We start from the raw sequence: 20,997 nt of genomic DNA, 5'->3' as shown, positions 1-20,997 counted from the left end.
TGAGGCAATTGGCCGCATACAAGCGGCCCGCCGGGCGTGGGTTCGTTTTAACCGGCCATTGCCGGGTTGAGGTCGACGAGGCGGTTGCTCATCACGTAGAAGGTCAGCTCGGCGTTATTGCGCAGCTTCATCTTCTCGAGCAGACGCGTGCGGTAGACGCTCACGGTCTTCACCGACAACGACAGCGTCGCGGCAATATCCGTCAGCCGTTTGCCCGAGGCGAGCATGCAGAGCGTCTGATACTCGCGGTCGGAGAGCTTTTCGTGCGGCAACTGCTCCCCGTCGAACGACACGTAATCGGCCAACGCTTCGGCCATCGCCGGGCTCACATATTTGCGGCCCGCCGCGACCTGCTGGATCGCGCCGATCATCTGCGCGGCGTCGACGGTTTTCGACAGATAGCCCGCCGCGCCCGCCTTCAGCGCGCGCACCGCGTACTGGTCCTCGCGATACATCGAAAACATCAGCACGGCAACACGCGGGGCCTTGCGCTTCAGACGTTTGAGCACTTCGACGCCGTTCATGTCGGGCAGCGAAATGTCGAGCAGCACGACGTCGTAGCTATGGCGTACGACGGCATCGAGCGCGTCGGCGCCGCTTTCCGCTTCCGTGACTTCGCGCGCCACGCCGCGGTCGAGCAGCAGTTGACGCACCCCTTGGCGAACTACGGCGTGGTCGTCGGCGAGGAGAATGCGCAGGCTCATGATGGCGTGCTCACGATTGCAGCGCGCGGCGCACGCTGTCCGCGGCGTTCGCGAGCATCGCGTCCCACGCAAAACGGGCATGCACCTGCGTGCCGCGCGGCGACGCGCCGTTCTCGCCGCGTGCCGGGCTCGAACGCGGGCTGCGCAGACGCAGCGTGCCGTCGAATGCGGCGCAGCGCGCCTGCATGCCGCTCAGGCCAAAGTGGCCGCGGCGGGTGCGGGCGTTGCGCGTGACGCCGACGCCGTCGTCGCCGACGATCAGCGTCAGATGGCGGCGGCTGGTTTCGATCCGCACATCGGCGGATTCGGCGCGAGCGTGTTTGGCGATGTTGTTCAGCGCTTCCTGCGCGACGCGGAAGATCGCCAGCGCGGCTTCCGCGGGCAAACGCGTGAGCCGCACATCGGCGGCGCAGACGAAGCTCGTGCGCAGCTGCGTGCGTGCGGCGAAGTCGTTGGTCCACTGCGACAGTGCGCCGACGATGCCAGCGTCGAGCGACGGCGCATGCAGTTCGGCGACGGCCTGACGGCTGGCGGCGCACACGGCATCGAGCGAACGGTTGGCGACGGCCAGCGCGGCCGCGCATTGCGGCGGCGCATCGGCCGGCAGCCAGGTTTCCACGCCGGCCAGCGCGAAGCGTGTCGCGGTCAGCTCGGCGCCGACGCCATCGTGCAATTCGCGCGCGACGTGACGGCAGGCGGCTTCCTGCGCCTGCACGAGTTCGGCCGACAATTGGCGAACGCGCGCGCGCAGGCGCTGAAGTTCAGATTCCGTCGAGGAAGACGAGGAGGAGGCAGTGGCGACAGGCGCCTGAGCAAACGTGTCGAGTCCGTCGCGGGTCGATGACGAGGCGAGCGGAGCGCTAAACGGGACGACAGTCGACGTATCCATGAGTTGTCTGCTCAGGAAGCCAGGTGAACGGTGAAGCGATAGGGCATGGGCAGCGCGAAGAAGGAAGAACACATGTGGGTCTCTAGCCTCCCGATGCAGCCAGAACGCTGCAAGCGTGATGGCCGTTTGACTACATCAGACGTAACGAAAGTTACACTCAGTAACACTTATGCTGGACCGATGGTTTTGAAACAATTCGTCTGACCGTGCGCCGCGATCATATATCAAAAAAAGAAAAAATGCAGGTACAGCAAGGCTTAGACGCCACATTTCATGCAATGGTTGATGTTCGGCGCAGGGTTATTTGTAGGAAGAATACCGACGTGAAATGTCAGATATACGACGTCAATTTGTAACGGGCAACAAAAAAGGAGCCCGAAGGCTCCTTTTTTAAATCGGCGCGGCAAGGGCCGCGGCAATCTGCATTCGCGTTCAACCGACGAATGCCTTTTCGACCACGTAGTGACCCGGCGAATTGTTGCTGCCTTCCTCGAAGCCGAGGTCGTCGAGCAGTTTGCGCGTATCGCGCAACATATGCGGGCTGCCACACAGCATGATGCGATCGTTTTCGAGCGAGAAGCCCGGCACGCCAAGATCGGCAAACAGCTTTTCGGTTTCGATCAGTTCGGTGATGCGGCCGCGGTTCTGGAACGCTTCGCGCGTGACCGTCGGGTAGTACAACAGCTTTTCCTGCACCAGTTCGCCGAGGTGTTCGTGCGCCGGCAGGTGGTCGGTGATGTATTCCTTGTAGGCCAGTTCATCGACGAAACGGCAGGTATGGGTCAGCACCACGCGCTCGTAGCGGTCGTAAATGTCCGGGTCTTTGATGATCGACATGAACGGCGCGAGGCCGGTGCCGGTGGACAGGAGCCATAGCGTCTTGCCCGGCAGCAGGTTGTCGGCCATCAGCGTGCCGACCGGCTTCTTGCCGATCAGAACCTGGTCGCCGACTTTCAGATGCTGCAGACGCGATGTCAGCGGGCCGTCCTGCACCTTGATGCTCAGGAATTCGAGGTGTTCTTCGTAGTTGGCGCTCGCGAGGCTGTATGCGCGGCTCAGCGGTTTGCCGTCGACTTCGAGGCCCACCATCGTGAACTGGCCGTTCTCGAAACGGAATGCCGGGTCACGCGTGCAGGTGAAGCTGAAAAGCGTATCGGTCCAATGATGGACGCTCAGGACGGTTTGTGGATTCAGGTTGCTCATGGCTTCTTGGATAGTGCGAAAACAAAGGCGGCCAGTCGTTTTTCAGCCGGCCGGCACGGCAAGGGCGATGCTGCGCGACGCTGCTGTAACCCGTCACCGGGCGGAACGCGCAATCGGCTATTTTACCGCGCCCGCTGCTTGTGGCCGGCGGCGCGGTGGTTGTGCGTGGTGAAGCGGGTTACTGAATCTGGATGCGCCGGCGCCGCTTCAAGACGGTCGGCGCCAGGAAACCTGCGGCTCGACATGCGGTGTGCGCGTGGCTGCGGTCGCGCTCGGGCCAGCTTCGGCGATCGGCGCAAGCCGCGCTGGGCGGCTGCCATCGGCTGTCCGGGATGCGCCGTTCAGGCGCGCCGCGCGGGCAGCATGGGCAGGATGATACCGAAACCCGCCGTGCGCTGCAGCATTGACCCTGCTGATAAAACTGGCAAAAGCCCGGCAAGTGCGCGGCAACGAACGACCTGTCGCGTGATGAAGACCTTAAGCCGCGCGACTGACCGCGCGGCACTTCAGGTCATTTTTGAGTACACAGGGATGGGTCATACAGTGTCGACTAAGAGCAACTAGCCTGACGGTAAAGCCGGGAGATGGTTCGCATAAAGGTTACTTCGAGCTTCACGCGGCCGCTGCGCGCTTCGCGCCCCGCTGTTTCAGCACTCTCGCCTGCAACACGATGACGAGCAGCAGGAACACCCCGCGAATCACCGACTGCCAGTAAGCCGACAAGCTGATAAAACCCAGCCCGTTCTCGAAATTCAGCAGATTGAACACGAGTCCGAGCAGCAATACGCCGGCAATCGTCATCGCAATCGAGCCTTCGCCGCCCGTCAGCAACGTGCCGCCCAGCACCACGGCCGAGATCGCGAACAACTCCCAGCCCACGCCTTCGTTCGGCTGACCGGCGCCGAACTGCGCAGCGAGAATCACGCCCGCCATGCCGGCCAGCAGACCACTGACCGCATAAGCCGTCACGAGCGTGCGATCGACGTTCAAGCCCATCAGGCGCGAGGCTTCCTCGCTGCCGCCGATAGCCAGCGAATGCCGCCCGAACCGCGAACTCCGCAGCGCGACCCATCCAGCCAAAGCCGCGACGACTGCCACGATGCCCGGAATCGGCAGCCCGAACAGATCGCCTTGACCAAAATTGCCGAAGCCCGAGTCCGACGCGATCGACACCGCATCGTTCTTGCCCAGCAGCAGCGCAACGCCATGCGCGCCCAGACTCGTCGCCAGTGTCACGATGAACGGCAGAATCTTCATCCGCGTGATGATGATCCCGTTCAGCACGCCGACTGCGAGTCCCGCGACGCATCCCGCCAGCACCGCGGCCCACGTGCCGTGGCTGCTGGCCAGCGCGGCGACCACGCTCGACATGGCCGCCACCGTTCCCACCGACAGATCGATGCCGCCCGTGATGATCACGAACGCCATGCCGACCGAGATCAGCGCAAACATCGAGTTGTAGCGCCAGAACGAGTTGATGTTGTAGGCCGAAGCGAAGTGCTCGTAGCGCACGAGGCCGAGCACGATCAGCGCGACCAGTGCCAGCAGGAGAGGGAGATTCTTTTTCATCGCATAGAGTCCGAAGTATCCGGGATGAGCGCAGACATCAGCGCGAGCGCCGTTGCACGTAAACCGCGGCGACGATGATGCCGGCTTTGACCACCAGCGCCGCCGCATCGGGAATGCCGTGCGCGAGCAGCGTGTAGCGCAGCAACTGGATGATCAGCGCGCCGATGAGCGTGCCGCCGATATACGCCTTGCCGCCCGTCAGCGCGGTGCCGCCGACGGCCACCGCGGCGATCGCGTCGAGTTCGACGCCGAGCCCGACCACGTTCGCATCCGACGACGAATTCACCGAGATCGAGATGAGTCCGGCGAGGCCCGCCAGCGCCGCGCACAGTGTGTAGGCGATCAGCTTGACGGTCGCGGTCGGCACGCCGCACAGATACGCGGCCTTCTCGTTGCCGCCGGTAATCAGCAGGTACTGGCCGAACAGCGTCTTGCGCACCACCCAGACGAACACGCCGACCAGCGCCAGCATCAGCAGCACCTGGAAGGGCACGCCCGCGACCTTGCCGAGCGCGATCCACTGGAAAGCCGGCGTGTTGAACGCCTGCAGACTGCCGTCGGTGACGACCTGCGCGATACCGCGCCCGGCGATGAACAGCACCAGCGTCGCGACAATCGGCTGGACCGCGAGCCTCGTGACCAGCCAGCCGTTGAACACGCCGCACAGCGCGGCGGCCAGCACCGGCAGCACGAAGGCGAGCGCGATGCCGCCGGGCCCCGCGATATTGAGGAACAGCATCGGCGCGAGCGCACCGGAAATCGCCATCGACGCGCCCACCGACAGATCGATCCCGCCCGTCGCCACCACCAGCGTCATGCCGATGCCGACGATCACGATCGTCACCACCTGGGTCATGTTCACGTTAAAGGTTTGCAGCGACCAGAAATGCGGCGTGAAGATCAGGTTGAACAGCACCATGGCCAGCAGCACGATCACTTCGCGTTGCATCGCGAGGCGGCGCCATTTCTGCACGGTGGTGGCGGGCTTGACACGCGGCGCAGCGGCGAGCGCCGCGGTGTCGCCGCGCGACGGTTCGGCGGACAGGGAATCGGTATGTAACTTAAGCGCCATGACGGTCGCCCTCCAGCGCGTCTTCGATGTGTGAGGCCTGCGCGGCGTCGACGAGAGCGGAATGCCCCTCGCTGCCGTAGGCGATGGCGTCCATGATCGCGGTCTCGCTCATGTCGGCGCCGTTCAGTTCGGCGACGGTGCGGCCATCGCGGATCACGACCGCGCGATCGGCCACTGCCGTGAGTTCTTCGAGTTCGGACGCGGACAACAACACGGCCAGGCCCGCATCGCGCAATTCGCGGACGATCTTCGCGACGTCCGCTTTGGCGCCGACGTCGATGCCGCGCGTCGGTTCGTCGAGCAGCAGCAGCGACGGTTCGGCGGCGAGCCAGCGCGCGAGCAACACCTTCTGCTGATTGCCGCCGGACAGTTCGCGAATCGGCTGATCGGCCGAGCGCAGCTTGATACCGAGCGACGCGATGAAGCGATCGACGATCGCCTGCTGCTTTTTCACGTCCACCACGCCGTTTTTCGTCAGCGTGCGCAGGCAGACCAGCGTGAGGTTGTCGCGCACCGACAGTTCCGGGACGATGCCTTCGGCTTTGCGGTCTTCGGTGAGATAGGCCATGCCGCGCGCGATCGCGTCCTTCGGCGACTTCAGCGCGACGGCCGCGCCGTCGACCGAGAGGCTGCCGTGCGTCATCGGATCGGCGCCGAACATCAGACGCATGGTTTCGGTGCGGCCCGAGCCGAGCAGACCGGCGAGACCGACGGCTTCACCCGCGTGGACGTCGAGCGAGACGTCGTTCACCTTCGGATGCGCGCTGAGGTTCGTGGCGGCGATCACCTGCTTGCCGCGCCGCGCCAGATTCGCTTCGCGCGCGGCGGCATCTTCCTGCACGACGGCGGCGAGCGTGCGGCCGAGCATGGTCGTGACGAGTTGCAGCTTGTCCATCTCCTGCATGCTGCTTTGCGCGACCGTCTGGCCGTCGCGCATCACGGTGACGCGGTCGCACAGCGCGTAAAGCTCGTCGAGCCGATGCGACACGAAGATCACCGCGCGGCCGTCGTCGCGCAGCTTGCGCACCACGTTGAACAGCAGTTCCACTTCGCGTTCGTCGAGCGACGAAGTGGACTCGTCCATGATGACCATCTTCGCGTCCGACGAGACCGCGCGTGCCAGCGCCACCATCTGCTGGATCGCGGTCGAATAGCGGCTCACCGGTTTCTTTACGTCGATCTGCAAGCCGAACGAGTCGAGCAACGCGCTAGCGCGCTGCTGCACCGCGCGCCAGTCGATCAGACCGAAGCGGCGCGGCTCGCGGCCAAGAAAAATGTTTTCCGCGACCGAGCGGAACGGCACCAGGTTGATCTCCTGATAGATGGTGCTGATGCCGGCTTCACGCGCCTGTTTCGGGGTGCGGAAATCCACCTCGCGACCCTCGAAACGCACGCTGCCCGAGCCGCGCCGATACGCGCCGGTCAGGATCTTGATCATGGTCGATTTTCCGGCGCCGTTCTGGCCGATCAGCGCGTGCACTTCGCCCGCGGCGACGCTGAGATTCGCGCTGCGCAACGCGGCGACGCCGCCGAAGCTGATGCCGATGTCCTGCATCTCCAGCAGGGGCGTGCGGGGAAGGGGAGAGTGCGTTGTCTGCGTGCCGGATTCCGTCACGGGTGTTCTCCTGATGCGTGTACTGCCTGTGCTGCGGTTGATCCGCGCGAGCGGCACGCGTGAATGGCGATGCGCGAGCGGTGGCGGCAAACCGAGGTGCTGGAAGCCCAGGCGCCGGATGACCGCTATCGCGGCATAAAAGCGAAGCGACGGCTCGTGCAGCCACGGGCGCGTCGCTTCGAACCCCTCCCGTCACCGCTCCCCGAGGAGTTCGATTCGGAGCGGAAACGTCCTGCACGGCGATACCGCGATCCGGTGAGAGAGTCGGTACCTGCAGCGGTATCGCCGCTAAAACCAGCGCGCCGCTCGTATGCGGCGCCCTGCCTGATCGACGCGATCAGTAGCCGTACTGCATGTTCTGCTGCACGTTGCTCTTGTCGTAGAAACGATCGGAGACCTTGACCCACGTCGGGATCTTCTCGCCCTTCGCGTACCGCTGCGCCACGTCGCAAGCGAGCGGGCCGAAGAACGGGCTCGACTGCACGCTCGCGCCGAGTTCGCCGGCGGCGATCGCATCCATGCCGCCCTTGGTGCCGTCGATCGTCACGACCTGGATATCCTTGCCCGGCTGCTTGCCGGCGGCCTTGATCGCCGCGATCGCGCCGAGCGCCATTTCGTCGTTATGCGCGTAGACCGCGGTCACGTCCGGATGCGCCTGCAGCAGCGTTTCCATCACCTGACGACCCTTGTCGCGCGCGAAGTCGCCGCTTTGCGAAGCGATGATCGACATGCCCGGGTTTTTCGCGATCACTTCGTCGAAACCCTTCTTGCGATCGTTCGCCGCGGAGGCGCCGGTCGTCCCTTCGAGTTCGATGATCTTCGCCTTGCCGCCGGTCGCCTTGACCAGCCAGTCGCCCGCGCGATGGCCCTGATCGATGAAGTCCGAACCGATGAACGTGATGTAGTCGCGGCCCGCCTTGGCGACCGACTGGTCGACGTCGCGGTCGACCAGGATCACCGGAATGCCGGCCTTTTTGGCTTGCAGCACGATGGGTGCAAGCGGCTTTTCTTCGCGCGGCGGGAACACCAGCAGATCGACGTGCTGCGCGATCATGCTTTGAATGTCCGAGACCTGTTTGGAGTTGGAGCCGTTGGCGTCGGTCATCACGACCTGCCAGCCGCATTTGGCGGCGATGTCCTTGAAGCTTTTGGTTTCGGCCAGACGCCACGGATTGTTGCTCTCCGTTTGCGCGAAACCGACCTTCAGCGGAGTTTTAGTGGGCAGCTTCGGCAGCGCGTCGTCGGCGTGTGCCGTGGCGACGCCGAGGCCGATGGCCAGTGCCAGCAGGGAACCCGCCAGCGGACGAATCTGTTGCTTGCGCGCGTGCTTGCGCGACTGCGTGTTGAGCGACGCCATTGTCTTCCTCCAGTACCTTGGTGAGGTAGGTGTATTTGCTTTTAGTACTTCTGGGCCTGCTGGTCCGGTCGTCGCGATGAAGCAGGTTCGCCCCAACCGGTCGTGCCGATTATTCCACCCGGAATTATTATCGGTCAATCACTAATATTATTAATTGCGGGTTTTTTCGCCTCGGTAATTACCCTGACCGACGCGCGTTCGACCAGCGGTCCGTCGAGCTTGACCATGCGATGCCGCACCGGTGCGCCGGCGGCGCGGTTCTGTTCCTCCTGCAAAAGCGTCTCGACGGCCCAGCGTCCCAGTTCGTAGTTCGGCAGCACGACGGTGGAAAGTGGCGGATGCGTGTGGCGGGCAATTTCCTGATCGTCGTAACCGAGCACCGAGACGTCGTCGGGCACCCGCATGCCGAGTTGCTTGAGCGCTTCGATCGCGCCGATCGCGGTGAGGTCGTTGGCGCAGAAAATCGCCGTCGGCGGATTGGGCTCGCGCATCAGCGAGAGCGTCAGTTCGAAGCCGAGCCCCGAACTCCAGTCGCCGTCGCGCACCAGCTCCGGCGCGTAGGGCAGATCGGCGGTGGCGAGCGCGGTGCGATAGCCTCGCAGGCGGTCGCGCGCGGCGTCCTGCCACGGCTCGCCATTGATATACGCGATGCGCCGATGGCCGCCTTGCAGCAGATAATCGGTGGCCAGATGGCCGCCGGCCACTTCGGCGGGGACCACCGAGGACACGCCGCCATCGCTCGTGTAGCAGTTCAGCAGTACGGTGGGCACTTTGGAGAGCGCCGCCGGCAAACCGACCTTGCGCGTATAGACGGTCGCGTAGATCACGCCGAATACGTGCGGGTTCGATAGCGCGGTGTCGAGCACCTGCTTTTCGATGTCGGCATTGCCGTGCGTCGAATAGACCGCGAGCATCTTGCCGCTCGCGTAGGCCGCGTCGCGCGCGCCGTCGATGTTGACGACCGGATGCGGGCTGGTCGAGATTTCATCGGCGAGATAGACGATCAGATTGCGTTCGTCGGCGCCCGTCTGCGGCAGGGATTCGCGCAGCGACAGGCGATAGCCGAGGTCCTGCGCAGCCTTCAATACCTTGTTGCGAGTGGTCTCGGAGAATTTCGCGCCGGTCGCGTTGTTCAGCACCAACGAGACAGTCGATTGCGACACGCCGGTGAGCTTGGCGATGTCGGTCATGGTCGGGCGGCGTTGAGTCGATTTTTTCATTGTGCGGGCCGCGCGGAGCGGCGCTAAGGCGGGAGCATGCCCAGTGGCATCGTGAGGCCGACGTTACCATTAATAATATGCGTGCGGCAACGCGCGCTAACCCGCCATTTGGGAGGTTTGGTCAGGATCGGAAAGCACTGCCCGACAAATTTATTACTAATAATATTGACCGAAGCGTTTCGGCATGCGATTCTCGGTCGCGCGAACCTCGAGGTTCGCCGGCCGCGCACTGGGCGCGGCACGATATGAGGAGACATCGATGCGCGTACCCGCCACCCGCCTGAGGCCCCGCCTTTTCTGATCATGCGCGACGTTTCCCTGAATCCGACCCGCACCATTGAGTCACCGACCGCCGAGTCCCCGACCGCCGAGTCCCCGACCGCCGCGGCGATTACCGCCGGGACCGAGCTCGCCTGGCTCGACGACCCCGCGATCGCGCCGACACTCGTCACATTGTCCGCCGGCGCGTTGCGTGTCGTGGTCGCGCCCGAGTTGGGCGGCGCGCTGGCCGCCTTCTATGAAGTCACGCCGGCTGGTCTGCAACACTGGCTGAGACCGGCGACGACCGCCGCCTTCGAACTGCGCGATCCGCTGAGAATGGCGAGCTTTCCGCTGTTTCCGTATTGCAATCGCATTCGCGATGCGCGCTTCGAATTCGACGGCGTCACCGTCGATCTGAGCGGCAACGACCCGCGCTTCGCGCATGCCTTGCATGGCAATGCATGGCGTCGTCCGTGGACAGTGGGCGCGCGCACGGCGAGTTCGGTGGAGTTGCATTTCGAGCACGTGCCCGACGCGCGCGTGCCGGGCGACTGGCCGTTCGGTTATCGGGCAAGCCAGCGTATCGAGTTGATCGACGGTGCGCTCGGCATCACGTTATCGGCGTGCAATCTCGCCGACAGGGCGATGCCGTTCGGCATGGGACATCACCCGTACTATCCGCGCACTGCAGCGACGCGCGTTCATGCCGATGTGCAGGCAATGTGGCATGCGGATGCCGACGTGCTGCCCACGCGACTCGGCGCGCATCCGGCAGTCGATGCATTGCGCGAAGGCATGTCGCCGGACGCGTTCGATCTGGACAACAACTTCGCGAACTGGTCGCGCGAGGCGACGATCGCATGGCCCGACGAGCTTCGGCAACTGACGCTGACGGCCGACGCGCCGTTCGATCACATGGTGATTTTTGCGCCGGCCAACGACACGCAGCTTTGCGTGGAACCGGTGACGAACACGACCGATTGCTTCAACACGGTGGGATCGCGCGAGCATGTCGGCGGCTGCGTGCTGCAGCCGGCGGAGGAAATGTCGGCGTCGCTGAAATGGACGCCGCAGAGGGGCTGAATCGCAAGCCTTGAAGCGAGCGCCGCATGGAAAGCGGCGCATTGCTCGGAAGCTCAACTCACCCGCAAGCGCGCCATATACGGCAAATGGTCGGACAGCCACGCGGTTTCCTGAGTCGGCTGAATCCATTCGATCGGTTCCATGCCGCGCACGAACATCTTGTCGAGCGCCAGGGCCGGTGAAAAAGCCGGAAACGTGCGGCCCGACTCGCCGAGCAAGGTCGCGACTTCCTGCAAGCCGTGTTCACGGAACAGCGGCACCGAGTCGTTGCGCCAGTCGTTGAAGTCGCCCGCGAGAACCAGCGGACCTTCCGGCGCTTCCTTGGCGATCCAGTGTGCGATCCAGTTCATCTGCCGCAAGCGCGCCGAGCGCGTGAGCGCCAGGTGCGCGCACAACAACGTCACCGAATGACCGCCGAAGGTCGCGCGCGCGACCAGCAAGCCGCGCTTTTCGAAGCGATGCGCGGAGATGTCCCAGCGTCCGCCCAGATCGAGCGGATGCGGCGACAGAATCGCATTGCCATGTCGCCACGACGGCTTGAACACGTTCGGTCCGAGGGCGATGTCGAGTTCCAGCGCGCGGGCTATCTCAGTGGCCTGGCAATGCCAGACGTCGTTCATCGGATCGGCGAGCGGCGCGCCAAAGCTGCTCGCCAGCACCGGCGCCGGCATGCGCCGCGCCATCGCTTCCTGCAGAAAATACGCATCCGCGTGAGTCGATTGAACCCAGCGTTGCATGGCTTCCCACGCCTGGAAGCCGAGCGGAGTCCGGCCTTTATGCAGATTCCAGCTCACCGCCACGAAATCCTTGGGCGCTGCGCTCTCGCGGATCAATTCTTCGGGGTTTCGCATGCCGCGTGTCCACGTGTTCTGTTTCAGGGGATATCGAGAGTGTCAGGTGCACGGTGTCGATCGGGTAGCCCGGTTTAGCTCGGGCTGTTCGAGAGACTCGCATGCACGCGGTAGACCAGGTTCGGATTCTTGTCGACGATCGTCCAACTCGCCCATTGACCCGCCGGCACGCGCAGGCCCGGATGACTCGCGCTCACCTGGCGCGGTTGCGGCGGCAGCTTGCAGCCGGTGTCGGTTTGCTGCGCGGTGTCGTCGTCGAACGTTTCCTGCGCGTCGATGGACAGCGTGACGGCATTCGCATCCGCCTGCAGCGGTGAAACCGTCAACGTGCGGGTCAGGTCGATACTGCCGGCCGGTCGATCCTTGCAGCCGACGTTGTGCTGAACCACCTTGTGATGCGTATCCGTGCGCGCCTGGCCGACGGTGGTGGTGCCGTCGAACGAGTCGATCTGCTGACCGTCGCGCATCACCTGTAATTGCCACTGCACGACCTGCTGCGTCGACGGTTGTTGGGCATTCGCAAGCAACGAAGTGCCGAGCAGCACAGCCACGAGACTGGTTTTCAACATAAAGACTTTTCTCCAGTTACGGCGTCGGGCGGCATCCGCCATTTTTGTCAGAGGGCCATCTTACGCCTGATGGACGCAACGCTTTTTCTGACACGTGAAACGGGGCCGGGTTCAGCGCCAGCGCTGCAGGCATCTGCCCCGATTAGCAGCAGAGCCCCACGACTGCTGGCTTGCACACGAATATGTCGTCGCTACACTGGTCTCGAAACGGTGCCCATGAAGTCATGGAGCGCCGCCACAGCAGCATCAGCCAGACGGGGTGAGCGATGACGACAGCAATGGTCAAACAGGAAATCGCGGTGGCATCGTTCAGTCAGGTCTACGACCTCGATCGGGTCGAGACCGCGCTGAACGATCTCGGCGATGGCGCCAACGAAGCTTTGCGCGCCACTTACGAAAAAATGCTGAAAACCGGCAACCTGCGCTTTTGCGTCAAGCCGAACCGCATGCCGTCGATCGACGATCTGATCGACGCGCTTCCCAACTTCGCCGAGCCGCTCGACGACATCCGCAAACAGGTGGCGCTCTGTCTGGAGACCGAAGACCGGCTCGAACTGATGCCTATCCTGCTGCTGGGCGATCCGGGCATCGGCAAGACTCACTTCGCCAAGCAGTTGGCGCGCCTGCTCGGCACCGCCTATCACTATGTGGCCATGAGTTCGCTGACGGCCGGCTGGATTCTGTCGGGCGCGTCGTCGCAATGGAAGAACGCGAAGCCGGGCAAAGTGTTCGACGCGCTGGTGAACGGCAGCTACGCGAACCCGGTGATCGCCGTCGATGAAATCGACAAGGCCGGCGGCGATTCTCAATACGATCCGCTCGGCGCGTTGTACGCGCTGCTCGAACACGACACGGCGCAGAGCTTTATCGACGAGTTTGCGGAGATTCCGATCAACGCGGGCCATGTGATCTGGATTGCCACGGCCAATGACGAGCGCTCGATTCCGGAGCCGATCCTGAACCGGATGAACGTCTACGAGATTCCGCCGCCCGACCACGCGGGCGCGCGCCGGATCGCGCAGGCCATCTACGGCGAGATCCGCGCGGCGCACAACTGGGGACTGCGCTTTCCCGAACTGCTGGGCGAGGCCGCACTCGATGCGCTGAAGCTCGCGTCGCCGCGCGAGATGCGGCGCGCGATGCTGAACGGCTTCGGCGCGGCGCGCATCGACGGTCGGGACAGCATCGAAGCAGGCGATATCCGCCTCGACTATGGAAATCGGCGAAAAACCATTGGTTTTTAACGTTTAGACACGGTTTTTCGCCAGTTTTTCGCAGAAAGGCCGCTCTCGGGCGGCCTTTTTTGCACTCAAAATCGGGTTTTAATACCGGAAATAGCTTGATTGCTGCGGCAATTATTGCTATTTCTGAGATGCTAACCCGACAAGACCGGCATCTGGCAGATACGGGTTGCGCGAATCAAGGACAGGTAAGTTCGGCAGCAAGCGGTGTAAAGCCTGCGCAAGCCGTATCCTGTCTTCTTGTTATCGAATCAACGAGGCAGTGCGCGACGAAGCGGGTCGCGCCCAGGAGACATGGATCAGATCGAATGTGTAGTCATCGGCGCGGGCGTCGTCGGTCTCGCCGTCGCGCGTGCGCTGGCCGCGCGCGGGCGCGAAGTGATCGTGCTGGAAGCGGCCGAAGCGATCGGCGTGGGCACCAGCTCGCGCAATAGCGAAGTGATTCACGCCGGCCTGTACTATCCTCGCGGCTCGCTCAAGGCGGCGCTTTGCGTACGCGGCCGCGAAATGCTTTACGACTTTTGCGCCGAACACCACGTCCCGCACTCACGCTGCGGCAAACTGCTGGTCGCCACGTCGCGCAATCAGATTCCTCAACTCGAAAGCATCATGGCGAAGGGCCGCGAAAACGGCGTGCTCGACCTGATGCGAATCACGGGCGAACAGGCGCAGGAACTCGAACCGGCGCTCGAATGCGTCGAAGCGGTGTTCTCGCCGCAAACGGGCATTGTCGACAGTCACCAGTTGATGCTGGCGATTCAGGGCGACGCCGAGCGCGACGGCGCGGTGTGTGCGTTTCACGCCCCGGTCGAAGCGATCGAAGCGAGCAATGGCCGCTTCATCGTCAAGGTGGGCGGCGCGGCGCCGACTACCATCAACGCGGCTTGCGTCATCAACAGTGCAGGCCTGTATGCGAATGCGCTGGCGCGGCAAATTCGCGGACTCGACGCGCGCCACGTGCCGCCTCTGTATCTCGCGCGCGGCAACTATTTCGGCATCTCGGGACGCGCGCCTTTCAGCCGGCTCATCTACCCGATGCCGAACGAAGCCGGGCTCGGCGTGCATCTGACGATCGATCTCGGCGGCCAGGCGCGTTTCGGTCCCGACGTCGAATGGGTCGATGCGATCAATTACGACGTCGATCCGCAGCGGGCGGAATCCTTCTATGCAGCGATTCGCGCGTACTGGCCCGCGCTGCCGGACGGCGCGTTGCAGCCGGCCTATGCGGGCATTCGTCCGAAGCTGTCGGGACCGGGCGAACCCGCCGCCGACTTCGTGATTCAGGGCGCGGCCGCGCATGGCGTGCGCGGGCTCGTCAATCTGTTCGGGATCGAATCGCCGGGACTCACGGCCTCGCTCGCCATCGCGCAGCGTGTCTGTGAATTGAGCGGAAGAGCGTAAGCGCGAGGTAACCGGACGGTAAGCAGAAGCGGCCGGACGCGTGCTTACCTGGCCGTTACCGATTCGGTTATCTCTACCATTTGGACTGTCACGCGTGTGGGCTTCATTGCTATCCTTTGGCACCGCCGTCAAAGAACGGCGATCAGTTCCCCATAACGGAGTGCGTCCCCCATGAAATCGTCCCGTCGTACGTTTTTGATCACCAGTCTCGGTGTGGCTTCCACCCTCGCGCTTTCGCGTCAGGCTTTTGCCGATGCACCGAAAGTCGCCGACACCGATCCGACCGCACAGGCACTCGGCTACAAGGCCGACGCCAGCAAAGTCGACAAAGCCCGCTACGCAAAATACGCCGCCGGTCAGGACTGCAGCAACTGCAGCTTCTATCAGGGCAAAGCCACCGACGCCTACGCAAACTGCCCGATGTTCGCGGGCAAACAGGTCGCCGGCAAAGGCTGGTGCAGCGCTTATAACAAGAAGGCCTGATTCCTCCACTTCGTACAACACCGCCTAGCTGCGCGCCTGCATCAACGGCGGCCGTTTGTCGAACCATGGACGTGCCGCTTCGAGTTGAGCGGCCAGACGCAGCAGCGTCGCTTCGCCGCCTTCACGCGCGGCGAATTGCACACCGACCGGCAGGCCACGCGCAGTCCAGTAGAGCGGCACCGACATCGCCGGTTGCCCGCTCAGATTGAACAGTTCCGTGCATCCCGCCCACGCGAATGCCTTGTTCGAGGCTTCGGTCAGCAGCTTCTTCATCAACGCTTCGAGCGGCATCGCGGTGACGGCGCGCATCTGCATGCGCTCCATCGACGTGGGCCGCATCTCGCCGATCTTGATCGGCGGCGCGGCAAGCGTCGCGCACAGAATCACGTCGTAACGGTTCAGCAGAAGCGTGAGGCGTTCGCTAATGCGCCGCTGTTCTTCGAGCGCAGCGGGCAAGCCGCGCTCGCCGAGTTTGCGGCCCACGTGCGCCATCGCCCAAGTCGACATTTCGAACTCTTCGCGCAGCGGTTTGCGACCGGTAATGCGGTCGGCGTTCAGCACGAGTTCTTCCGCGGTGACCGACCAGAGCGTCAGGAACGCATGCCTTACCGACGCGTAGTCGATGCCGAGCGTGACCGGCTCGATGTGATGGCCGAGCGAGGTTGCCAGTTGCGCCGCGTCGTCGAGTGCGGCGCGCGACTCGGCGGAAAGTGTTGGCGCCAGCATCGGCTCGGTGACGTAGGCGATTTTCAGCGGCTTGCACGGCTCGCGACTCGCGCCGAGAAAAGTGCCCGGCGCGCCGGCTGGCCGATCCGCGTTGCCCGACAGCAGATCGAGTAGCAACGCGCTGTCGCGCACGCTGCGTGAAATGGCGTGATCGATACCGAGTTCGCCGACGGCGGGTTTGAGCGTCGCGCGCGGTACGCGTCCGCGTGACGGTTTGAGTCCAAAGAGCCCGCAACACGATGCGGGAATGCGGATCGATCCGCCGCCATCCGATGCATGCGCGAGCGGCACGATGCCGGCTGCAACGGAGGCCGCCGCGCCGCCGCTCGAACCGCCCGGCGTATGGTCGAGGTTCCACGGGTTACGACATGCGCCGAACAGTTCGGGCTCCGTGTAGGGCATCTGTCCCAGTTCGGACGTGCTGGTCTTGGCGAAGATGTTCAGGCCGGCCGCTTTCGCGAGCGCGACGACGGGCGCGTCCTGGTCTGGAATGAAATGACGATAGTGGCGGCTGCCCATTGCCATGCGCAGACCGGCGATCGGTGCGCCCAGGTCCTTGATCAGATACGGCACGCCGGCCAGTGCGCCGCGAGCGCCCGCCGCCGGTTCTTCGCTCGTGCGTGGTGACCGGCTCGCATCGTCGCGCGACGCGCGCTGACGTGCGGCGTCGTAGTCCTTCAGCACGATGGCGTTGATCGCGGGATTGACGGCCTCGGTGCGGGCAATCGCGATGTCCAGCAATTCGCGTGCGCTGGCCTCGCGGCTGCGCACGAGTTCGGCGAGGCCGATGGCATCGTAGGCGAGATAGTCTGATTGCACGACGGAGGTTCCTCGCTTGAGGGAAGGTGGATGAGGTCGCCGGAATGAAACGGTCCATGCAAAAAGACGGCACGCGCAATGCGTGCCGTCTTCAGCAGAGTAAACGAGTTAGCCGCCGGCGCAATAACAGCGGCCGCCGCCGATCTCGTTAAGAGCGTTCGCCGAGGAACGTCAGCGTACGGCCATGCGCGAGCGCCGCCGCGGGCTGGTTGTACGAAGCGCGCTCCGAGCAGTTGAAGCCGTGGTCGGCGTTCGGATAGATGTTGAACTGGACATCCGTGCGGCCGGCGAAGCGTTCCTGAATCTGACCGACCGCCGACAGCGGAATGTGCGCGTCGAGTTCGCCGTAGTGAAACTGAATGGGTACCTTGATCTTCGCGGCTTCGTCGAGCTGGTTCTGGATGCCGCCGCCATAGTAGGCCACGGCGATGTCGATGGAACCTTGTGCGGCGGCCAGATACGCGAGGCGTCCGCCGAAGCAGTAGCCGATCGCGGCAACCTTGCCGGTCACTTCCGGCATCGCACGCAATGCGGCGGCGGCCGAACCGATATCGGCGACGGCGTCGTCGAGATTGAGTTTCTGCATCAGTTCGACGCCCTTCTCGCGATCCGCGCCGTCATAGGTCAGTTCGACGCGCGGCTGCACGCGCCAGAAAACGTCCGGCGCCAGCGCGACGTAACCGTCCTGCGCATACTGGTCGGCGACCGAACGGATATGACCATTCACGCCGAAGATTTCCTGAATGATGATGACGGCCGGACCTTTGCCGCCTTTGGGCAAAGCGAGGTAGCCGCCGAAACTATCGTCGCCGGCGGGTATGTCGATCCATCGGGAAGTCGTGCTCATCGTGCTCTCCATTGATCCGCGCATTGCTGCGGGAATCGGTCTGAGTGAATGCGGGAAAAGGCCAGAGGCTTGAATGCCCGAAGCGGCGGACAGTTTGCCACCAAAAGAAACGCCGCGCAGCCAGGCATGGACGGCAAGAATCTCGTCGGACGATGGAAGCGTTCTCGATAATTCATTGTTCTGCGGGCGGCCGCGTCGGTACAGTCGACACACGTCGACGTGTCATGCAGACAAGTCATGCAGCCAGCAAAGGATCGATCATGAGCGAAGAAAGTTTTGTGACACCGTGGACCGAACGTTTCGGTATGCGTGTACCCGTCGTGCAGGCGCCGATGGCGGGCGGTCCGACCACCCCGGCGATGGTTGCCGCGGTATCGAATGCAGGCGGTCTGGGGTTTCTTGCCGCCGCGGCGCTATCGCCCGAAAAGATTGCGGGCGAAGTGGCGGCGATCCGCGTGCTGACGGATCGTCCATTCGGCGTGAACCTGTTCGTGCTCGACGACCTCACGCCCGACGACGCGAGCGTGCGCCGCGCGCTCGAAGCCATCGACCCGTTGCGCGCGGAGTTCGATTTGCCGCCGGGGCGGCCGCTCGAACGCTACGCGCCGGACTTTCGCGCGCAACTGCAAACGTTGATCGACTTGCGGGTGCCGCTCGCGAGCTTCACGTTCGGCTTGCTCAGTGCGGACGACGTGACCCGTCTTCATGCGAACGGTCTATATGTAATAGGCACCGCCACGCATGTCGCGGAAGGTCTCGCCTGGCGCGAGGCGGGTGCCGATGCGATCGTCGCGCAGGGCGCGGAGGCGGGCGCGCATCGCGGCACCTTCATCGGCGCGTTCGAAGATGCGCTGGTCGGCACGCTTGCGCTGGTCCCGCAACTGGTCGACGCGACCGGTCTGCCGGTGCTCGCCGCGGGCGGCATCATGGACGGCCGCGGCATCGTGGCCGCGCTCGCACTGGGCGCGCAGGCTGCGGCCATGGGCACCGCGTTTCTCGGTTGCGCCGAAAGCGCGATTCCGCAAGTCTGGAAGGACCGCTTGCGCAGCGCATCCGATACCTCGACGGCGGTGACGCGCGCCATCACAGGACGTCACGCGCGCGGCATCCGCAATCCGTTGATGCAGCGTTTGAGCGAAGCCACGGACAAGATTGCGCCGTATCCCGTGCAGAACGCCTTGACCCAGGAGTTGCGTCAAAGCGCGGCCCGGGCACAGAACAGTGACTATCTGTCGCTGTGGGCCGGACAAGGGGCGGCGTTGGGACAACGGCGCGAGGCAGGGTTGAGCGCAACTGAATTGATGAAGCGGCTCGAACAGGAATGGCGCGACGAAACCGCGCGAATTGCTGCTTTCAAACGCTGATTCGCCATGCCACGGGCGCGCCTCGCAACCGGTTGCGAAGCGCGTTTTTTTTACGCTTTTTTTTCATTAACAGAGGCCTGTTTTTTAACGTAAAGCGCTTTCGCCAGCGCATTCGAAACATTAACGGTTTAAACCTCCTGAAGCTTTAGACCGCGCAGTTAGATGAATGCCTCACCTGGCGGAAACCCGCATGGGTTGGTGCTTTCCGGCCTGTCTGTCCAGTCGCATCCGGTGCTGTTGGATAAACGCTATTAGTGTTCATCCCACTTCCTCAAAAAAATCCCACAAATTAATTTGATGCCCTACACTTGCGCGCAAGTACGGGTTGCCGCCTGCCACAAACAGTCCGGCTAACGTGCTGGCCAAGTGCATGAACGATGCAACCGGCGTGATCGTCCACCGGACTGAGCGACACGTGTAGGGGAAGCGGGGGGCACGGGGCGATTACGTTGTTTTTGGGACCGAAACTGGAGACTTACATGAACATCAAGATTCAAAAGCTGTTGCCGATCAGCGCTGCGGCCATGCTGTTCGCCTCGCTGGCAACATCCGCGGTAGCTGACGAGGTCGTCAAGATCGGCCACGTTGCACCGTTGACTGGCGGTATCGCTCACCTGGGTAAAGACAACGAAAACGGCGCGCGCCTGGCAGTTGAAGAAATCAACGCCAAGGGCCTGACGATCGGCGGCCAGAAAATCACGCTGCAACTCGACGCACAAGACGATGCAGCCGACCCGCGTACCGCTACGCAAGTCGCGCAGAAACTGGTCGACGACAAGGTGGTGGCAGTGGTCGGTCACTTGAACTCGGGTACGTCGATCCCGGCTTCGAAGATCTATAGCGATGCTGGCATCGTTCAGATCTCGCCGTCGGCAACGAACCCGGCTTACACGCAACAAGGTTTCAAGACGACGTACCGCGTCGTTGCGACCGATGCGCAACAAGGTCCGGCGCTGGCTAACTACGCAGCCAAGGGTCTGAAAGTGAAGAGCGTCGCGATCGTCGACGACTCGACCGCTTACGGTCAAGGTCTCGCCAACGAATTCGAAAAGACCGCCAAGTCGCTGGGCCTGAACGTGGTGTCGCATGACGCGACCAACGACAAGGCTGTCGACTTCCGCGCGATTCTGACGAAGATCAAGGGCGAAAACCCGGACGCGATCATGTACGGCGGTATGGATGCAACCGGTGGCCCGTTCGCCAAGCAAGCCAAGCAACTCGGCCTGCGCGCGAAGGTGCTGGCCGGCGACGGCGTGTGTACCGACAAGCTGTCGGACCTGGCTGGCGACGCAACCGACAACATCGTCTGCTCGGAAGCCGGTATGGCGCTCGAGAAGATGGCTGGCGGTGCAGCGTTCCTCGCCAAGTATCAGAAGCGTTTCGGTCAGCCGATCCAGATTTACGCTCCGTTCACGTATGACGCTGTGTACATCATCGTCGACGCCATGAAGCGTGCTAACTCGGCAGATCCGGCAAAGATCCTGGCAGCAATGCCGGCAACGGACTACAAGGGTGTGATCGGCGAAACCACGTTCGACTCGAAGGGCGACCTTCAACACGGCGTGATCTCGCTGTACAACTACAAGTCGGGCAAGAAGACGCTGCTCGACGTAGTGAAGATGTAAAAACCTCGTGTATGAAGATGGCGAATGACCGTCTTCATGCGACGATAAAGGCACGCGCGCTTTCGGGCTCGCGTGCCTTTTTTCTTTCTGAACTCCGC

Annotated in this window: 18 protein-coding genes; 6 read left to right on the top strand and 12 right to left on the bottom strand. The window is 63.3% G+C overall.

The features are described from left to right. Positions 1-47: 47 nt before the first annotated feature. The 8 genes from rqpR to FQ746_RS19095 form a co-directional block, all read right to left on the bottom strand. Positions 48-704 carry a response regulator transcription factor RqpR gene (rqpR, locus tag FQ746_RS19135; RefSeq protein WP_144111206.1) on the bottom strand — a complete coding sequence of 219 codons (657 nt, stop codon included), beginning with the start codon at positions 702-704 and terminating at the stop codon, positions 48-50. Positions 705-714: 10 nt separating this feature from the next. Next, a complete protein-coding gene (locus tag FQ746_RS19130) occupies positions 715-1,593 on the bottom strand; it encodes a sensor histidine kinase (protein ID WP_144111205.1) in 879 nt (292 codons plus the stop codon). Between the two features lie 432 nt (positions 1,594-2,025). Beyond that, positions 2,026-2,796 (bottom strand): ferredoxin--NADP reductase, encoded by a 771-nt coding sequence (locus FQ746_RS19125; protein ID WP_144111204.1) that lies wholly within the window; start codon positions 2,794-2,796, stop codon positions 2,026-2,028. A gap of 612 nt (positions 2,797-3,408) precedes the next feature. Beyond that, positions 3,409-4,365 (bottom strand): ABC transporter permease, encoded by a 957-nt coding sequence (locus FQ746_RS19115; protein ID WP_144111203.1) that lies wholly within the window; start codon positions 4,363-4,365, stop codon positions 3,409-3,411. A 37-nt stretch (positions 4,366-4,402) separates the two neighbouring features. Beyond that, entirely contained in the window at positions 4,403-5,437 is a 1,035-nt protein-coding gene (locus FQ746_RS19110; protein ID WP_186310774.1) for an ABC transporter permease, read from the bottom strand. After that, a complete protein-coding gene (locus tag FQ746_RS19105; RefSeq protein WP_260854114.1) occupies positions 5,427-6,992 on the bottom strand; it encodes a sugar ABC transporter ATP-binding protein in 1,566 nt (521 codons plus the stop codon). Before FQ746_RS19105 ends, FQ746_RS19110 begins: the two co-directional genes overlap by 11 nt. Positions 6,993-7,389: 397 nt before the next feature. Next, entirely contained in the window at positions 7,390-8,409 is a 1,020-nt protein-coding gene (locus FQ746_RS19100; protein ID WP_144111201.1) for an ABC transporter substrate-binding protein, read from the bottom strand. 134 nt (positions 8,410-8,543) lie between these two features. Beyond that, a complete protein-coding gene (locus FQ746_RS19095) occupies positions 8,544-9,599 on the bottom strand; it encodes a LacI family DNA-binding transcriptional regulator (protein ID WP_144111501.1) in 1,056 nt (351 codons plus the stop codon). 333 nt (positions 9,600-9,932) lie between these two features. Here FQ746_RS19095 and FQ746_RS19090 point away from each other — a divergent pair, with 333 nt between their 5' ends. Beyond that, positions 9,933-10,973, top strand: a complete 1,041-nt coding sequence (locus FQ746_RS19090; RefSeq protein ID WP_144111200.1) for an aldose 1-epimerase — start codon at positions 9,933-9,935, stop codon at positions 10,971-10,973. A 53-nt stretch (positions 10,974-11,026) separates the two neighbouring features. Here the strand turns inward: FQ746_RS19090 and FQ746_RS19085 are convergent, their stop codons facing one another. Further along, positions 11,027-11,824 (bottom strand): endonuclease/exonuclease/phosphatase family protein, encoded by a 798-nt coding sequence (locus FQ746_RS19085; RefSeq protein WP_144111199.1) that lies wholly within the window; start codon positions 11,822-11,824, stop codon positions 11,027-11,029. 74 nt (positions 11,825-11,898) lie between these two features. Then, positions 11,899-12,393 (bottom strand): hypothetical protein, encoded by a 495-nt coding sequence (locus FQ746_RS19080; RefSeq protein ID WP_144111198.1) that lies wholly within the window; start codon positions 12,391-12,393, stop codon positions 11,899-11,901. A gap of 266 nt (positions 12,394-12,659) precedes the next feature. On the opposite strand from FQ746_RS19080, the gene FQ746_RS19075 reads away from it, so the two are divergent. From FQ746_RS19075 to FQ746_RS19065, 3 genes are all read left to right on the top strand, one after another. Beyond that, positions 12,660-13,637, top strand: a complete 978-nt coding sequence (locus FQ746_RS19075; protein WP_144111197.1) for an AAA family ATPase — start codon at positions 12,660-12,662, stop codon at positions 13,635-13,637. Positions 13,638-13,928: 291 nt separating this feature from the next. Then, on the top strand, positions 13,929-15,035 hold the full coding sequence (locus FQ746_RS19070) for an NAD(P)/FAD-dependent oxidoreductase (protein ID WP_144111196.1): 1,107 nt from the start codon (positions 13,929-13,931) through the stop codon (positions 15,033-15,035). A 171-nt stretch (positions 15,036-15,206) separates the two neighbouring features. Further along, positions 15,207-15,518 carry a high-potential iron-sulfur protein gene (locus FQ746_RS19065; protein ID WP_144111195.1) on the top strand — a complete coding sequence of 104 codons (312 nt, stop codon included), beginning with the start codon at positions 15,207-15,209 and terminating at the stop codon, positions 15,516-15,518. 24 nt (positions 15,519-15,542) lie between these two features. On the opposite strand, the gene FQ746_RS19060 is transcribed toward FQ746_RS19065, so the two are convergent. After that, positions 15,543-17,063 carry an amidase gene (locus FQ746_RS19060; RefSeq protein ID WP_144111194.1) on the bottom strand — a complete coding sequence of 507 codons (1,521 nt, stop codon included), beginning with the start codon at positions 17,061-17,063 and terminating at the stop codon, positions 15,543-15,545. A 148-nt stretch (positions 17,064-17,211) separates the two neighbouring features. Next, on the bottom strand, positions 17,212-17,910 hold the full coding sequence (locus FQ746_RS19055) for a dienelactone hydrolase family protein (protein ID WP_144111193.1): 699 nt from the start codon (positions 17,908-17,910) through the stop codon (positions 17,212-17,214). Positions 17,911-18,170: 260 nt separating this feature from the next. Between FQ746_RS19055 and FQ746_RS19050 the strand changes: the two genes are divergently transcribed. Both FQ746_RS19050 and FQ746_RS19045 read left to right on the top strand, forming a co-directional pair. Further along, a complete protein-coding gene (locus FQ746_RS19050; RefSeq protein ID WP_144111192.1) occupies positions 18,171-19,274 on the top strand; it encodes an NAD(P)H-dependent flavin oxidoreductase in 1,104 nt (367 codons plus the stop codon). Between the two features lie 479 nt (positions 19,275-19,753). Further along, a complete protein-coding gene (locus FQ746_RS19045; RefSeq protein WP_144111191.1) occupies positions 19,754-20,899 on the top strand; it encodes a branched-chain amino acid ABC transporter substrate-binding protein in 1,146 nt (381 codons plus the stop codon). Positions 20,900-20,997 lie beyond the last annotated feature (98 nt).

This window comes from Paraburkholderia sp. BCC1886, assembly GCF_900996245.1.
In the GTDB taxonomy this organism is placed as follows: Bacteria; Pseudomonadota; Gammaproteobacteria; order Burkholderiales; family Burkholderiaceae; genus Paraburkholderia.
This window is presented reverse-complemented; position numbering and strand designations above follow the sequence as displayed.

Bases quoted from the DNA above. Each gene is read 5' to 3' on its own strand.
- FQ746_RS19070 (WP_144111196.1), top strand. From the start codon at position 13,929: ATGGATCAGATCGAATGTGTAGTCATCGGCGCGGGCGTCGTCGGTCTC.
- FQ746_RS19110 (WP_186310774.1), bottom strand. From the start codon at position 5,437: ATGGCGCTTAAGTTACATACCGATTCCCTGTCCGCCGAACCGTCGCGC.
- FQ746_RS19080 (WP_144111198.1), bottom strand. From the start codon at position 12,393: ATGTTGAAAACCAGTCTCGTGGCTGTGCTGCTCGGCACTTCGTTGCTT.
- FQ746_RS19050 (WP_144111192.1), top strand. From the start codon at position 18,171: ATGAGCGAAGAAAGTTTTGTGACACCGTGGACCGAACGTTTCGGTATG.
- FQ746_RS19095 (WP_144111501.1), bottom strand. From the start codon at position 9,599: ATGACCGACATCGCCAAGCTCACCGGCGTGTCGCAATCGACTGTCTCG.
- FQ746_RS19045 (WP_144111191.1), top strand. From the start codon at position 19,754: ATGAACATCAAGATTCAAAAGCTGTTGCCGATCAGCGCTGCGGCCATG.
- FQ746_RS19115 (WP_144111203.1), bottom strand. From the start codon at position 4,365: ATGAAAAAGAATCTCCCTCTCCTGCTGGCACTGGTCGCGCTGATCGTG.
- FQ746_RS19055 (WP_144111193.1), bottom strand. From the start codon at position 17,910: ATGAGCACGACTTCCCGATGGATCGACATACCCGCCGGCGACGATAGT.
- FQ746_RS19075 (WP_144111197.1), top strand. From the start codon at position 12,660: ATGACGACAGCAATGGTCAAACAGGAAATCGCGGTGGCATCGTTCAGT.
- FQ746_RS19100 (WP_144111201.1), bottom strand. From the start codon at position 8,409: ATGGCGTCGCTCAACACGCAGTCGCGCAAGCACGCGCGCAAGCAACAG.
- FQ746_RS19090 (WP_144111200.1), top strand. From the start codon at position 9,933: ATGCGCGACGTTTCCCTGAATCCGACCCGCACCATTGAGTCACCGACC.
- FQ746_RS19085 (WP_144111199.1), bottom strand. From the start codon at position 11,824: ATGCGAAACCCCGAAGAATTGATCCGCGAGAGCGCAGCGCCCAAGGAT.
- FQ746_RS19130 (WP_144111205.1), bottom strand. From the start codon at position 1,593: ATGGATACGTCGACTGTCGTCCCGTTTAGCGCTCCGCTCGCCTCGTCA.
- FQ746_RS19105 (WP_260854114.1), bottom strand. From the start codon at position 6,992: ATGCAGGACATCGGCATCAGCTTCGGCGGCGTCGCCGCGTTGCGCAGC.
- FQ746_RS19065 (WP_144111195.1), top strand. From the start codon at position 15,207: ATGAAATCGTCCCGTCGTACGTTTTTGATCACCAGTCTCGGTGTGGCT.
- rqpR (WP_144111206.1), bottom strand. From the start codon at position 704: ATGAGCCTGCGCATTCTCCTCGCCGACGACCACGCCGTAGTTCGCCAA.
- FQ746_RS19125 (WP_144111204.1), bottom strand. From the start codon at position 2,796: ATGAGCAACCTGAATCCACAAACCGTCCTGAGCGTCCATCATTGGACC.